This window comes from Psychrobacter sp. FDAARGOS_221, from assembly GCF_002313155.2.
In the GTDB taxonomy this organism is placed as follows: domain Bacteria; phylum Pseudomonadota; class Gammaproteobacteria; order Pseudomonadales; family Moraxellaceae; genus Psychrobacter.
Genome location: NZ_NWFK02000001.1, coordinates 2,228,675 through 2,242,957 on the forward strand (window position 1 = coordinate 2,228,675; position 14,283 = coordinate 2,242,957).

Here is a 14,283-nt window from a genome sequence, read left to right on the forward strand (position 1 = left end):
GTGAATCAACTAAGTCAGTCAAATGAAATCTAACTGCTTTACTAGATTAACGCATTTCTAGCGTTGGCGTAAGGCGTTTTCGACCGCACGCAATAGCTGATTTTGCTTATTGATATAGCGCGAGTTATTGGGTGAGACACTTTGCTTGTCCTCATCTAGCCACTGAATCATCGAGCCGTTATAAAAATAGTATCTGTTTTCTGCTATCTTCGATTTTTTGATATCAAACGCTTCCATTCCCAGGGATGGAGTATCAAAACTTATCGGCGCGTTGTAACGCACTGTTTGTTCAAATACAAAATATAAGTCATTATTTGCAAAATAATATTGCAGGCTGTATTTGCCGGTTTCCCCATAGTAGATTTCTTCAATCAGTCTGATCTGATTTTGATCGGTATAAAACTTAATCACCCCACCTTCGGTGCTATGACCATGATTATCAATATTTGTCAGTTGATAGCTGCCAAGGTTGTTATTGACCTCAGCATAGATTTGCCTAATATACTGCTTTTGCTGCGCTAAGCTGTTTAATTTAACAGGCTGATGCAATGCCGGTTGGTAGGGTTTAGCATGAGCGATATGGGTTAAAGGCAACAGGCCAATCAATAGGCTTAACATAAGTGAGTTGTTTGTCATGACCGATTATCCTATCTTGTCGTAGTCTTATTTTGTTATAAATAATAATGAGCGTATCCTAAGCGTATTCTGGTACTTTTATAATAATCAATTTAAATTGAAACCTGTTCCTTTTAAAGCAGGATTCCCTGCAAAGAAAAATTGTGTAATGAGAAAAACTTATGCCAATCACCAACAACCTTAAGCCATTAACAAACGACAAAAACATCAGCATTGAAGATGTGACTCACTTTTTATTGGAGCTAGATGCCTTGAAGCGTGTCAGTCGCCGCAGTTATGTGCCTCAGACCACAAGGCTTGAGAACTCAGCCGAGCATTCATGGCATTTGGCAATGGCGTGTTGGTCTATTGCTGAGCTGTTTGAGCTGGATGTCAATCATGAAAAATTGCTTAAACTTGCTTTGGTGCATGATTTGGGCGAGATAGACGCTGGTGATACCTTTTTGTATGCACAAGGTCGTAGTGATGCTCATATTGAGGAGCGTCAAGGTATTGAGCGTCTGCAATCAGAGCCAGGCAACGGTATTAGTAATCTCGTTGAAGTGTGGGATGAGCAGGAAACGGGCAGCAGCCGTGAGACTCAATTATTAAAAGTGGTTGATCGTATTTTACCTTTTATATTAAACATGAATACTGGCGGTAAAACCTGGAGTGATCATGGCGTTAAGCGCTCACAAGTGGCTGGCATGCACGCCTTTATCGCAGACAGTTTTCCCTCTATCCATGATTGGGTCGCTAAACAAATAGACTATGCCACGCAGCAAGGCTGGTTAATTGATGAGTAATAAAGAGTGGCGAAACGAACTTTCCTATTAAAGCGATTATGGTTATAGGTAAATCGAAAGCTTACCAAACTATTTCGATGGGTGTGCCTACTTTAACCGCACTCATGATTTCGTCCATTTCTGCATTGGTCACCGCCATACAGCCGTCTGTCCAATTGCGCTTTTGCATCACACCAGCTAGGTACTCGTAGCCATTCATCTGACCATGAATCATGATGGCGCCGCCAGGTGAGACTCCCTTTGCTTCAGCACTGGCAATGTCTGCTTCATTAGGATAGCTGACATGGATAGAGCGATAGGCGATCGAGTTCTCATTTTTATAATCTAAAATATACTCACCTTCTGGTGTACGCTCATCGCCTTCTTGCTGTTTGTGACCTTTTGGTGCGTCACCAAGCGCAATGTGATAGCTTTTGACTACTTTGTAATCTTGCAACAGATACAGTGTCTGTGAAGACTTATCGACATAGACCCTATCGATGTTGGCTTGCTCTAGCGTTAATGGAGAGGGCGGGAAGTAGGTGTCATGGTCATCGTTGCTACTACTTTGGCGAGAGAGCTGGTCGTAATACTGTTGCATCTCGTTACGGTCATTAGGAGGATCAGCTATGATGATGAACACAGCGAGCGCGAATACCATTAGGAATACAGTTTTTAGTAAGCCGGTCTTTTTTTGCGACATCATCCGTTATCCTGTCTTATAAAGTATAAAACAGGATAACGCTCTGATATGTAAGGCTGGCGTAGAAAGTGTGGATTTTGGATGAAGAGATTTTACATTAAGGGTTATTACCTTAAGGGTTTGCCACGCCTAAAAGCTCGCCCATCTTGACCACAGAGCCATGCTGCATGTCTTGTGACCACTCAACGCCAGCAGATTTTGGTAAGACCACAATAGCGGTAGAGCCCAGATAGAAGCGTCCTAACTCATCACCTTTTTTCAAGCTGATATTATGGGTTAAGGTTTGGATGGTATTACTGCGCTCAATTTTGCCAGTGGCAACCGTTTCGATACCGGCAACAATCATTGCACCGACCAGTACCACACAGGCTTTGCCGTATTCGGTATCAAAAACGCACACCAAACGCTCATTTCGCGCAAATAAGTCAGGCACATTCTCGGCAGTGACATTATTGACCGAAAATAGAGTGCCAGGCACATAACGGGTCTCGATCAGCTTGCCATCGAACGGCATATGTACTCTGTGATAGTTACTGGGTGCAAGATAGACAGTCGCAAAGCTGCCCTCGTTGTAATAGCTGCTTTCTTTATTTTCAGTATCAGCAAGCAGGTGACTGACCGAATAATCACGTCCTTTGGCTTGCAGTAATTGACCGTGCTCAATAGCACCAATCTGCGAAATCATACCGTCGGCTGGCGAGACGATACCGTGTGCGCTATCATCAATCGGACGCGCATTGTCGTCTAATTCACGCGTAAAAAAGTCATTGAAGCTGCTAAAGTCGCTTAAATTTTTGCGCGCATATTCATCTAAAGTAATGCCGTACGCTTTGGCAAAGGTATGCACAAAGGCCTTTTTAACAATCGGGTTTTGGCTCGCTGCTAGGCGTCCAGCGGTTTCGCTAAGTTTTTGCTGAGGTACCAGATGCTGCACCGTGGTAAATAAGCCGTCACGGGTTAAAAGTTGGCTGGCTTGTTTTTTTAGTGTCTGTTTAATAGTATTTTTCATGATAAGTATCAGTCGTTAGTTGGGTTAGACCGTTAAATAAAACGGTTATTTAGTCAGTCATTGGGTAATAATAATTGGGCAATTGAATCAGTATTCATTAACCAGTTTAGCATAAAGTCAGTTTAACAAATTCGGGAGTGACAACACAGTATGAAAGCTTTAATTCAGCGCGTGACACAGGCCAGCGTGACTGTTGATAGTCAGGTGGTTGGTGCTATTGAGCATGGTATCTTGGCGTATATCGGCATCGGTCATGATGATACGCTGCAAAGTGCTCAAAAAATGATAGATAAGATTTTAACCTATCGTATCTTCGATAATGAGGAAGGTAAGCTCGATAAAAATGTACAGCAAGAGGGCGGTGGCTTATTGCTGGTTTCACAATTTACACTGATGGCAAAAACTGATAAAGGGCGTCGTCCAGACTTTGGTGGGGCGATGCCGCCAGATCAGGCCAATACGTTGTTTGAGCAGTTGGTCGCCTATGCTAAGACTCAGCATGAACAGGTGGCAACCGGCCAGTTCGGTGCCAATATGTTGGTCAAAGCCGATAATGATGGGCCACTTAATTTTATTTTAGAAGTGCAGTAGTTTATCTAATAGGCCTGGTAATTCGTTTCTATAAATACAGCTACTTGTTTTGATAGGTGCATCAATACCACATCAGGAGCAGCTGCCATAAAACACTAGCTATCACATAGCATTGTGATGCTGTCATCTAATTGTCATAATTATAGGTTGTAATATAACGGTCATATTTTTTTAGTAGTAACCAAAAGGCAGTAAGCAGATGAATACGGAAACAATATTGGTCGTAGAAGATGAACCAGCCATACGTGAGATGATAGTCACAACCTTAGAGATGGCAGGCTATGAGTGCTTGCAGGCTGAGGAAGTTAATGAAGCGCACAGTCAGGTGGTGGATAACAGACCAGCACTGATTTTGTTAGATTGGATGTTGCCAGGCAACCAATCAGGAATTGATTTTTGCCGACGTTTGAAAAAAGATGAGCTGTTATCTGAGATTCCGATCATTATGTTGACCGCCAGAGGCGAAGAGGACAATAAGGTGCAGGGTCTAGATGCCGGTGCTGATGACTATATTACCAAGCCGTTTTCGACGCGAGAGCTGGTGTCGCGTATTAAGGCAGTGCTGCGCCGTAGTAGTGCGTTGTCAGGAGAGAAGCCTATTGAAGCGGAAGGCCTAAGCTTAGATCCGGTGAGCCAACGTGTATCGGCAGATGGTCAAGCGGTTGAGATTGGACCGACAGAATACCGCTTATTGGCCTTCTTTATGAGTCATCCTGAGCGTGCCTATACTCGAACTCAGTTGTTAGATCAGGTGTGGGGTGGTAATGTGTATGTCGAGGACCGTACTATTGACGTGCATATTCGCCGCTTGCGCAAGGTGCTAGAGCCGTATAATTACGCTGGATTTATTCAGACAGTTAGGGGCACAGGGTATCGGTTTTCAACACAGCTTGTTTAGGCAGCGCACTGTATAAACAGCCTTTACACCACAACCGATATCGTCAGAGTATTTATATTGAGAGTAACATGTACCGTCGCTTAGACTCCGCCAACCCTAACTCATCTGAGTCATCTGCCTCCGATAGCCAATCAGCTCAAAACGGGTCAGCTCAAACCAGCTCAGTTGAAAATGGAGCAGAACAAAACGGCTCAGAACAAGATAAGTTAGGCCAAAACAAGTCAGGCCAAGATAGTACGGGAACGTCAGTCATTCACTCTATCGAAGAGCAGTCACAGCGTCAAAAGCGTTTAGAAGATCGTGACAACTTACAACATAATGAGCGCCATAAAGCGACGTTGTTTTGGACTGACTTTAAATGGCTGCTGTTTATGGTCGCAGTGGGTGCTTGCTTTGGCTGGTATGGTGGTAGTATTGAATGGGGTATTATCGTTGGCTTGTTGCTTTATTATGTGTGGCGCTTATATGCGATACAACAATTTTATCAGTGGATGAGTCGCTCATTAACACTGCCGCCTCCTGACTTCTCGGGTAGTTTGACCTTTATGGCAAATCAACTGTACGAAAGTAAGAAGCAAAAACAACAGGCGGATCAACAGATTACTGCGTTGATTACCAAGATTCGTAGCTCGTTATTGGCGCTACAAGATGCGGTGATTTTGCTTGATAAAGAAGACAGATTAGATTGGTGGAATCAGTCAGCCGAGCGTCTATTGGAGCTTGATTCTGACGACCAAGGTCGCACCATATTAGACCTGATTAATATTCCTGAGTTTCATGAGTATTATAAAAATGCGGTGTCGCCTAATGAAGGCATACGCATGCGCTCATGGAATAACTGTGAGCGCTTTTTGCAATGTGAGGTAACCCATTTTGGTCATGAAAAGCTGCTGATAATTTATGATGTCACTCGCTTGCAGCATTTAGAGCAAATGCGTAAAGACTTCGTCGGCAATGTGTCGCATGAGCTTAGAACTCCTTTGACGGTATTGATGGGCTATATCGAGACCTTTTCTGATCAGCCCGACTTAGACCCCAAATGGAGACGAGGGTTTAAGTTAATGACGCAGCAAACAGAGCGCATGAATTATATTATCAATGACTTGCTGTTGTTATCACGGTTAGAAAATGAAGAGTCGATTCAGTCTGAATTTGTAGATATGCCACGTTTATTGACCAGTATCTTTGATGATGCGCAGGTTTATAATAAAGAATATGGTCATGTGATCAACCTGCATATCGACTCACAAAAAGGCATCTATGGCTCAGAGATGTACTTGCACAGCGCCTTACTCAATCTAGTGACTAATGCCATCAAGTACACCCCGAAAGGCGGCGAGGTTAGCATTGCTTGGCAGGATACCAAACAGGGCTGCTTATTTTCAGTAGCGGATAACGGGATTGGTATTGCTAGTGAGCATATTGAGCGTTTAACAGAGCGCTTTTACCGTGTCGATAGTGGTCGCAGTCGCAATACGGGTGGTACAGGCTTGGGGCTGGCTATTGTGAAGCATGTGCTATATCAGCATGAGGCAAAGTTAACTATTGAGTCTACTGAAGGCAAGGGATCAACCTTTAATGTAATGTTCCCCAAACGCCGAATCTATCGCGACACCAACAAGCGTAGTAAGCGCAATGCGTTAATAGATAGCGACGTAATAGATGGTGGTGTAGTAGACAGTAACTTAATAGATAATCAGCGAATAGAGGAAGCGCAAATAGATGAGGCAAAAATAATCGCAGACAGTGATTCAAAACACTAAGGCTAAGCGAAATATTTGCTCAATAAGTTCACTCTTAAGTTAATCACTCAATCAATTAGCATAAAAAAGAGCCATTCAAATTTAATTGAACGGCTCTTTTTTTATGGGTTAACTCAATTCTTACTTAATAACAGTTATAAGCTTAATAATAGTCATAAACTTAATCACAAATAAGTTAAGCGGTTAACCCATCTAAGCTTCGGGCAGCAGGATTAGTGCTGAACGCCGCCGGCACCATGTACATGGCCATGGCTGATTTCTTCTTCAGTAGCAGCGCGTACATCAACGATTTCAACGTCGAAGCTTAGCTTTTTGCCAGCTAATGGATGGTTAGCATCAACAGTTACGGTGTCGTCAGTAACGTCTGTTACAGTAACTAGCATCACTTGACCTTCAGCTTCTGACTGGAATTGCATGCCAGGCTGGATGTCATCAACGCCTTGGAAGTTTTCGCGAGGTACTTTTTGTACCGCTTGCTCTTGGTATTCGCCATAAGCGTCAGCTGGCTCAATAACCGCAGTTAATGAATCGCCTGCAGATTTGCCTTCTAGCTCTTTTTCAAGACCTGGAATGATGTTGTTGTGACCGTGTAGATAAGCTAATGGCTCACCTTGTGACTGGTCAATAACGTTACCATTTTCGTCTTTTAAAATGTAGTTAAAGCGTACGGCAGTATCTTTTGCAATTGTTGTCATAAAAATTCCTAAAATAGAGATAAATAAAAAAATACAATAAAGAAGGGTGCTTATATTGGCATAGTTCTCATTTATACCACACCTCTACTAATTGCCTTGTTTAATAGATTGCGGTGGTGGATAAAACTTTCAAGGCTATACTCTCAAATTAATTCACTAATTGCTAATTTTTTTTACAATTTTTAAAAAAATACTTGCCATTTTCCCCTAAGTTTTGGCTTAACCAAAGGGTCATTGATTTGTGCTCAACCAACCCCTATCTTATCTAGTAGCATTTTTTAATAGGTAACTTCTTATCATCATAACTATGACAACAGCAGTGACTAATATGACAACCTTAACTAAGCAACAGCAGCCACATTACAAATTAGACTTTCATCGTTTTAAACAGCATTTGGTCGATGTCACCCTACGTTTTGAAGCGGGGCAACAGGCACCGACATTATGGCTGCCCGCATGGATACCAGGCAGTTATCTGATGCGTGAGTTTGCTCGCAATATCACTGCCGTCCATTATCAACTGCTGCCACATCAGCCTGAAGACGAGCACGCTGGCAGTGAGTCACATGCTGCTGCCAATCAGGATAGCAGCGTTTACAGAGCCGTTAAGTTAAGCAAAAATCAATGGCAGCTGCCCAATGTGCAAGCCGGCGACTATGTCGAAGTGCGTTATGAGGTCTACTGCTATGATCTGTCAGTACGTACTGCCTATGTCGATCAGCAGCGCTTATACGGTAACTTTACCTCTTTGGCGTTGGCCATTGAGACAATGGAGGAGTTGCCGGTTGCAGTGACGTTAAGTGTGCCAGTTGCCTTCTTTGAAGCACACAGTGAGTCAGCCGCTCAGGTCAGAATTGCCTGTGGGTTGCAGCATACTTATATGTCGACTGATAACACCCATCACTATCAGTTGCAGGCGGAGAATTACCACGAGCTGATTGATTATCCGTTTGAGATTGCGCCGCAAGATGAGTTTGGTTTTATCGTCCATGATGACAAGCACACTGCGATTGCGCATCGCTTTTATTTGTCAGGGAAGCACAGTGCCAATTTAGGTCGACTGCAGCAAGATATTCAGCAAATCTGCCAAAGTTATGTCAGTTGGCTAGGTGATGCGCCTTTTGGTAGCGATGATTATCATGGTTATACCTTTATGACCTATGCCAGCGGCAATGACTACGGCGGCCTTGAGCATATCAACTCAACCAGCTTAGTGACACCGCGCAGTGACTTGCCGACAGCTGCAGAGCCTGATGAGCCGAGCGAGAGCTATCAGCGCTTTTTAGGCCTGTGTAGCCATGAGTATTTCCATTCTTGGTGGGTTAAGACAGTCCGTCCTGATGTGATGATGGGTGTTGATTTGCGCCAAGAGGCTTACACACCGCTGCTCTGGGTATTTGAGGGCTTCACCTCTTATATTGACGACTTTATGTTGCAAGCGTCGGGTGTGGTCAGTCAGGTAAGCTATCTTAAACTGCTGCAAGCTCAAATTAACCGCTACACTCAAACACATGGCCGTACCTTACAAAGCGTGGCTGAGTCTAGCTTTGATGCGTGGATTAAGCTGTATCGTGCCGATGAGAATACCGGCAATGCGGGCATCAGCTACTATAACAAAGGCGCTTTAGTGGCCTTATGCCTAGACTTAACCTTAATGCAGCAAAGCGGAGGTAAATATCGCTTATTTGATGTGGTCAAAGCCTTCTATCAGTTAGCAAAAGAGCAGGGCGAGGCCGGTAATCGCATCCGTATTGGCATGGATAATGACAATCTTGAGGCGGTAATTAGTCAGTTTATGGACAAAGCAGTGTGGCAAGAATTTAAAGCCCGCTATGTCGATGGTGTTGATGAATTACCAATACATGAGCTACTTGAGGCCAATGGCATTAGTATCAGCACCGATAATAAGGATAATACCTTACCTTGGGGTATGGCCGTCGCCGAAACGCCAGAAGGCTTAAAGGTGAATAAGGTATTGCGTGATAGTGTGGCTGCAGAAGCGGGTATCTCTGCCAAAGATGTGATTGTTGCCATAGACGGGATTAAAGCTAATAAAAAACAGCTGCAAAGCGTGGCTGAGTCAAACCTAGAGTCGGTAACCTGTCATGCCTTCCGCCGAGATGAGTTGATGAGCTTTAAGGTTAGTAATCAAACTCAATCGGGCATCACGACCAATCCAAGCTTGGAGAAAGTTAGCTTGAGTTTGGGCGACTCTGGATTTGAAGATTGGTTACGCCCAAGTTTTGTAAAATAGTCTGTGAGGCTTATAGCCAACTATAGCCAACAACATTAATAGCCAACAATTGCAGTGGCGTGCTAAAAATAATAGGTTTTAGCGCCACTGCAATATTTTTTGCATTACTTAAACAAAACTTAATTATTTAAAATATCATATTTTCAAAATTTAGTATTCAGCTATCATTTCTGATTTTAGGAATAAGTATCCTCTATGACAGAACATCAGCCCCTACAAGGGGCGTTTTGGATGGTGGCGGCAGGTGCCATGTTTGCCATTATCAATACTGCATTACAATATTTGGGCATCAATTACGGGCTCGGCTCCGGCGCGGCTGTCTTGTTTCAATATGGCATTGCGCTGATTCTTTTTTTGCCCATGATGCGTACCGGTGCCATTCGCTCAGCGGTGAGCTCTGACTTTCGCTTATTGCATATATTGCGGGTCGGTGTCTCAGTGATAGGCATTCAGCTGTGGACATGGGCGCTGGCGTATCCAGTACCGATTTGGCAGGGCATTGCGCTACTGATGGTGTCTCCGTTATTTGCCACTATTGGCTCTGGACTGTTACTGCGTGAGTCGGTGAGTGCTGCGCGTTGGATTGCCACTTTGGTTGGTTTTTTAGGTGCGCTGTTGGTATTGCAGCCTTGGTCGGATGCGTTCCAGTGGGCCAGTTTGATGCCAGTGGCAGCGGCATTCTTTTGGGCAAGTGCTTCTTTGTTGACTAAATTTACAGTCAGTCGTGATACCCCGACCACCATCGTATTTTACCTATTGGTGCTGATGCTACCGTTTAATTTAATGTTTGGATTGCCGACATTAAGCTTGCCTAGCGATGGCTCAGTTTGGGGCTTGTTGCTATTGATTGGTGCGTTGACTGCGTTTGCACAGTGGGCCGTTGCCAAAGCTTATTCGGTAGCCGATGCTTCATTTGTGCAGCCCTTTGATCATTTAAAGCTGCCACTTAACGTGTTGGCAGGATTTTTGGTATTTGGTTGGGTACCGCCAGGTATGCTATGGCTTGGTTCAGCGTTGATTATTGCGTCTGTGGTATTTGTCACCCATTATGAGCGCCGCCGTAATCCTGTAGCAGTGTTATGGGAAGAGACGCATAAACAAAAAGATGCATAAAGCCATAGACGCAGTATAAAAAGGCTAACAAGTAATATTTACAGTCAGCTCACTTAGTTGACTACGCCTAACTGCTGTAAGCGTTTAGCGTTCAAATGCACGCTCACAAACTCACCGACGCCCAAATTGCCGAGCTCAAATCCAGCCACTGACCAGCGAATTAAACGCAAACAGGGCAGGCCAACATGAGCCGTCATGCGACGTACTTGGCGGTTTTTGCCTTCATAAATAGTCATCATCAGCCAAGAGTCAGGCACGCTTTTGCGCTCACGTATCGGCGGATCACGTTGCCACAGCGGCATCGGCAGTTCATCTTCGCTGACGTGGGCGACTTCAGCTGGCAAGGTCTTGCCATCCTTTAATACCACGCCCTTGCGTAGCGCAGTTAACTGCTCTGCTGTGGGAACACCTTCTACTTGAACCAAGTAGGTTTTGCCTTGCTTACGACCGGCATTGGCTTTGGGAGGATGGGTGATGGCTTTATTGACCTGACCATTGGATGTCAGTAGCAATAAGCCCTCACTGGTTGCGTCCAAACGGCCAGCCACTCTTAATGACTTATCATCAAAAAACTCAGCCAACGGTTTAAACTTGTTATTGGCATCATCACTGAACTGGCTTTGCACGCCATAAGGCTTGTTAAATAAAATCACGCTTGAGGTTGCCATAACTTAAAATGTCCATCTAAAACAATTTATCAGTGTATTAGTTTATCAATCCATCAATATCAAACTATCTGTATCAATGTATAAATGAAGGGGTGTAATTAATAGTCTAACGATAGCTATTGATCAGCGCCTCGGTTGACTCCGCTGCCTTCAGCTCGCCATTGAATCACTGTCAAGCCAGTTGACGCCATCAGACCCAACCTAAAATAGCCGACCAGTGCATGCAAGCTTGCCAGTACACGGCCGATACCTTGAGGTTGAAAGTCACCATAACCGGTCGAGGTAAAGGTGATGATTGAATAGTAACTGGTTAGCCAAAAATCATGGGTAATGGGGCTACCATCACGTGTGGTATCGACGATACCGATTTCAGAATAGACGCCTGCAAAGGCCAATAAGAAAATAAACACATTAAAGCTTGCCAGTATCAGCTCTTTCCACAGATGTCCCGAGTTACCATATATGCGTTTTAGAGTGGTAAACAATGACCACAAAAACACACCACAGAATAAGAAAGTAAAGCCAATAATGAGTGTGTCACGCCAATGACCATCTGGTAAATAGCGAGACAAAGCATACCAAATAGTGGCGGTGATAATGAACAGTATAAGGGTAGTTCTTCCTCTGTTTAGGTTTGGCATAATAACGTACCTAATGTGAAATACCTCAATAGTTTAAACTACTGAGGTATTTGAATGCATTTAAACGACTAATCTTTCATGCTTACAGTGAGTCTAGCGCCTCATTAAAGGTTTTGCTAGGGCGCATCACCTGTTTGACGATATCATCATCAGCTAGGTAATAGCCTTTTAGATCCACAGGCTTGCCTTGCACTGCATTCAGCTCATTGACGATAGTCTCTTCATTGTCTGCCAAGGTTTTAGCAAACGCAGCAAAGCGCTGTTTTAATTGCTGATCGTCATCTTGATTTGCCAACTCTTGCGCCCAGTACATGGCTAAGTAGAAATGACTGCCTCGGTTATCAAGCTCTCCGACCTTGCGAGAAGGTGATTTGTTATTCAGCAATAGCTTTTCAGTGGCATCGCTTAGGGTGTCGGCTAGAATCTGTGCTTTTGGATTTTGGGCAGTGCCGTGTTCAGCTTCATGCTCAAGCGACACAGATAATGCCAAAAACTCACCCAATGAGTCCCAACGCAGATGATTTTCTTCAAGTACCTGCTGTACGTGCTTTGGTGCAGAACCGCCAGCGCCGGTTTCAAATAATCCGCCGCCATTCATTAAAGGTACGATCGACAGCATCTTCGCACTGGTGCCGAGCTCCAGAATTGGGAACAGGTCGGTCAAATAGTCACGTAATACGTTACCCGTAACCGACAAAGTATCTTTACCTTGCACCAAGCGCTCTAGGGTAAAGCGAGTGGCGTCTCGAATAGACATGATGCGAATATCCAGACCTTCTGTATCATGGTCTTTTAAGTAGCGTTCTACTTTTTGAATCAACGCTGCGTGGTGAGCGCGGTTTTCATCTAGCCAGAATACGGCTGGCATGCCACTGGCACGAGCACGATTGACGGCTAATTTCACCCAATCTTGGATAGGCGCATCTTTAACACGGTTCATACGCCAGATGTCATTTTTCTTAACTTTATGCTCAGTAATGACGTTGCCTTCTGCATCGAGCAGCTGAACTGTACCTTTACCGGGTAGCTGGAAGGTAGTGTTGTGTGAGCCGTATTCTTCTGCTTTTTGCGCCATTAAGCCGACGTTGGGTACAGTACCCATAGTGGTCGGATCGAATGCACCATGTTCTTTACAGAATTGAATGGTTTCATCATATAGGGCGGCATAACTACTGTCAGGAAGCACTGCCTTGGTGTCATGCAGCTCACCATCTGGGCCCCACATTTGACCGCCATTGCGGATCATGGCTGGCATAGAGGCATCCACAATCACATCGCTAGGCACGTGTAAATTGGTAATACCTTTGTCAGAGTTCACCATCGCTAACGGCGGATTGGTGTCATACACTTTTTGAATATCGGCTTCGATTTCTTTGCGCTGATCTTCTGGTAGCTCTTGGATTTTCGATAACAACTGAGCAAAGCCATTGTTGACATCAACCCCAATTTCATCAAACGTTTTGCCATGCTTGGCAAACAAGTCTTTGAAATATACTCTAACTGCTTCACCAAATAAGATAGGGTCAGAGACCTTCATCATTGTCGCTTTTAGATGAATTGAGAACAACACGCCTTTTTGTTTGGCATCTTGAATTTGATCGTCCAAAAAGTTACTTAACACATCAAAGCATAAAATAGAGGTGTCTAAAAGCTCGCCTTCAAGTAATGGCGCTGGCGCTTTTAGCTCAGTCTCATTACCGGATTCATCTTTATAGACAATACGATACTGAGTTGGCTTTTCGATAGTGACTGACTTTTCATCATCCACAAAGTCACAGTGTGCCATGGTTGCCACATGAGTTTTAGAGTCACGGCTCCAAGGTTTCATAGAGTGTGGGTTGGCTCGAGCGTAAGCTTTAACTGCTTTTGGCGCACGGCGATCCGAGTTACCTTCACGTAATACAGGGTTGACCGCACTGCCTTTGATTTTATCGTAGCGGGCACGCACGTCTTTTTGTTCATCGGTTTGTGGATCATCTGGGAAATCAGGTACGGCAAAGCCTTTGTCTTGAAGTTCTTTGATGGCCATTTTTAACTGGTGAATCGAGGCGCTGATATTAGGCAGCTTAATAATATTGGCTTCAGGCTTTAATACCAACTCGCCAAGCTCAGCAAGTGCATTGGGCACACGCTGATCTTCTTTTAGATAATCTGGAAATACGGCCAAGATACGTGATGCCAATGAGATATCACTGACTTCAACCTCGATATCAGCAGTTCGGGTAAAGGCTTCTACAATGGGTAAAAATGATTGGGTTGCTAGGGCAGGGGCTTCATCTGTTTTGGTGTATATAATTTTTGACATTATTTTAATCCTTTTTATTGTTATACATTCATAGTAGCGTTAGATACCGCATATCCGAACGGGTATTTAATACTGTTACTTAATACAGGCACTTATTGTTTTAAATTAACCAGTATTGATTAACGACCCTTTCATATTACTAAACTGTCGGCTGCGACGTCAGTTTACAAATCGTATCTAATTACGCTAGTTGCCAAAGTAGAGGTCTGTTGTTAACAGTAATCATTAATTAAAAGCAGCGAT

General features: G+C 44.0%; 13 protein-coding genes. 6 read left to right on the top strand and 7 right to left on the bottom strand.

What is annotated here, in order from left to right; all coding sequences use genetic code 11:
• Positions 1–57 precede the first annotated feature (57 nt).
• Entirely contained in the window at positions 58–636 is a 579-nt protein-coding gene (locus tag A6J60_RS09370; protein WP_096065757.1) for a hypothetical protein, read from the bottom strand.
• A 161-nt stretch (positions 637–797) separates the two neighbouring features.
• On the opposite strand from A6J60_RS09370, the gene A6J60_RS09375 reads away from it, so the two are divergent.
• A complete protein-coding gene (locus A6J60_RS09375; protein WP_096065758.1) occupies positions 798–1,421 on the top strand; it encodes an HD domain-containing protein in 624 nt (207 codons plus the stop codon).
• Between the two features lie 61 nt (positions 1,422–1,482).
• Here A6J60_RS09375 and A6J60_RS09380 read toward each other — a convergent pair whose 3' ends face one another.
• Both A6J60_RS09380 and asd read right to left on the bottom strand, forming a co-directional pair.
• Positions 1,483–2,106, bottom strand: a complete 624-nt coding sequence (locus A6J60_RS09380) for a L,D-transpeptidase family protein (protein ID WP_264755577.1) — start codon at positions 2,104–2,106, stop codon at positions 1,483–1,485.
• A 109-nt stretch (positions 2,107–2,215) separates the two neighbouring features.
• Positions 2,216–3,112 carry an archaetidylserine decarboxylase gene (asd, locus tag A6J60_RS09385; RefSeq protein WP_227526108.1) on the bottom strand — a complete coding sequence of 299 codons (897 nt, stop codon included), beginning with the start codon at positions 3,110–3,112 and terminating at the stop codon, positions 2,216–2,218.
• A 150-nt stretch (positions 3,113–3,262) separates the two neighbouring features.
• Between asd and dtd the strand changes: the two genes are divergently transcribed.
• The 3 genes from dtd (at position 3,263) to phoR (ending at position 6,364) form a co-directional block, all read left to right on the top strand.
• On the top strand, positions 3,263–3,703 hold the full coding sequence (gene dtd / locus A6J60_RS09390) for a D-aminoacyl-tRNA deacylase (protein ID WP_096065759.1): 441 nt from the start codon (positions 3,263–3,265) through the stop codon (positions 3,701–3,703).
• Positions 3,704–3,902: 199 nt separating this feature from the next.
• Entirely contained in the window at positions 3,903–4,601 is a 699-nt protein-coding gene (gene phoB / locus A6J60_RS09395) for a phosphate regulon transcriptional regulator PhoB (RefSeq protein WP_096065760.1), read from the top strand.
• 68 nt (positions 4,602–4,669) lie between these two features.
• Positions 4,670–6,364, top strand: coding sequence for a phosphate regulon sensor histidine kinase PhoR (phoR, locus tag A6J60_RS09400; protein WP_227526109.1), 1,695 nt, complete (start codon positions 4,670–4,672; stop codon positions 6,362–6,364).
• Positions 6,365–6,576: 212 nt separating this feature from the next.
• Here phoR and A6J60_RS09405 read toward each other — a convergent pair whose 3' ends face one another.
• Positions 6,577–7,059: an FKBP-type peptidyl-prolyl cis-trans isomerase gene (locus A6J60_RS09405; RefSeq protein ID WP_096065761.1), complete on the bottom strand. Its 483-nt coding sequence runs from the start codon at positions 7,057–7,059 to the stop codon at positions 6,577–6,579.
• A gap of 328 nt (positions 7,060–7,387) precedes the next feature.
• Between A6J60_RS09405 and A6J60_RS09410 the strand changes: the two genes are divergently transcribed.
• Both A6J60_RS09410 and A6J60_RS09415 read left to right on the top strand, forming a co-directional pair.
• Entirely contained in the window at positions 7,388–9,313 is a 1,926-nt protein-coding gene (locus A6J60_RS09410) for a M61 family metallopeptidase (RefSeq protein ID WP_096066544.1), read from the top strand.
• 195 nt (positions 9,314–9,508) lie between these two features.
• Positions 9,509–10,426 (top strand): DMT family transporter, encoded by a 918-nt coding sequence (locus A6J60_RS09415; protein ID WP_096065762.1) that lies wholly within the window; start codon positions 9,509–9,511, stop codon positions 10,424–10,426.
• 53 nt (positions 10,427–10,479) lie between these two features.
• On the opposite strand, the gene A6J60_RS09420 is transcribed toward A6J60_RS09415, so the two are convergent.
• The 3 genes from A6J60_RS09420 to A6J60_RS09430 form a co-directional block, all read right to left on the bottom strand.
• Positions 10,480–11,094, bottom strand: coding sequence for a pseudouridine synthase (locus A6J60_RS09420; RefSeq protein ID WP_096065763.1), 615 nt, complete (start codon positions 11,092–11,094; stop codon positions 10,480–10,482).
• A 116-nt stretch (positions 11,095–11,210) separates the two neighbouring features.
• Entirely contained in the window at positions 11,211–11,735 is a 525-nt protein-coding gene (locus A6J60_RS09425; RefSeq protein ID WP_096065764.1) for an ion channel, read from the bottom strand.
• A gap of 82 nt (positions 11,736–11,817) precedes the next feature.
• Positions 11,818–14,040 (bottom strand): NADP-dependent isocitrate dehydrogenase, encoded by a 2,223-nt coding sequence (locus A6J60_RS09430; protein ID WP_096065765.1) that lies wholly within the window; start codon positions 14,038–14,040, stop codon positions 11,818–11,820.
• Between the last annotated feature and the right edge of the window lie 243 nt (positions 14,041–14,283).

Excerpts from the sequence above, each read along its gene's own strand:
- A6J60_RS09430 (WP_096065765.1), bottom strand. The coding sequence starts at position 14,040 with ATGTCAAAAATTATATACACCAAAACAGATGAAGCCCCTGCCCTAGCA.
- A6J60_RS09425 (WP_096065764.1), bottom strand. The coding sequence starts at position 11,735 with ATGCCAAACCTAAACAGAGGAAGAACTACCCTTATACTGTTCATTATC.
- asd (WP_227526108.1), bottom strand. The coding sequence starts at position 3,112 with ATGAAAAATACTATTAAACAGACACTAAAAAAACAAGCCAGCCAACTT.
- dtd (WP_096065759.1), top strand. The coding sequence starts at position 3,263 with ATGAAAGCTTTAATTCAGCGCGTGACACAGGCCAGCGTGACTGTTGAT.
- A6J60_RS09370 (WP_096065757.1), bottom strand. The coding sequence starts at position 636 with ATGACAAACAACTCACTTATGTTAAGCCTATTGATTGGCCTGTTGCCT.
- A6J60_RS09405 (WP_096065761.1), bottom strand. The coding sequence starts at position 7,059 with ATGACAACAATTGCAAAAGATACTGCCGTACGCTTTAACTACATTTTA.
- phoR (WP_227526109.1), top strand. The coding sequence starts at position 4,670 with ATGTACCGTCGCTTAGACTCCGCCAACCCTAACTCATCTGAGTCATCT.
- A6J60_RS09415 (WP_096065762.1), top strand. The coding sequence starts at position 9,509 with ATGACAGAACATCAGCCCCTACAAGGGGCGTTTTGGATGGTGGCGGCA.
- A6J60_RS09410 (WP_096066544.1), top strand. The coding sequence starts at position 7,388 with ATGACAACCTTAACTAAGCAACAGCAGCCACATTACAAATTAGACTTT.
- A6J60_RS09420 (WP_096065763.1), bottom strand. The coding sequence starts at position 11,094 with ATGGCAACCTCAAGCGTGATTTTATTTAACAAGCCTTATGGCGTGCAA.
- A6J60_RS09375 (WP_096065758.1), top strand. The coding sequence starts at position 798 with ATGCCAATCACCAACAACCTTAAGCCATTAACAAACGACAAAAACATC.
- A6J60_RS09380 (WP_264755577.1), bottom strand. The coding sequence starts at position 2,106 with ATGATGTCGCAAAAAAAGACCGGCTTACTAAAAACTGTATTCCTAATG.
- phoB (WP_096065760.1), top strand. The coding sequence starts at position 3,903 with ATGAATACGGAAACAATATTGGTCGTAGAAGATGAACCAGCCATACGT.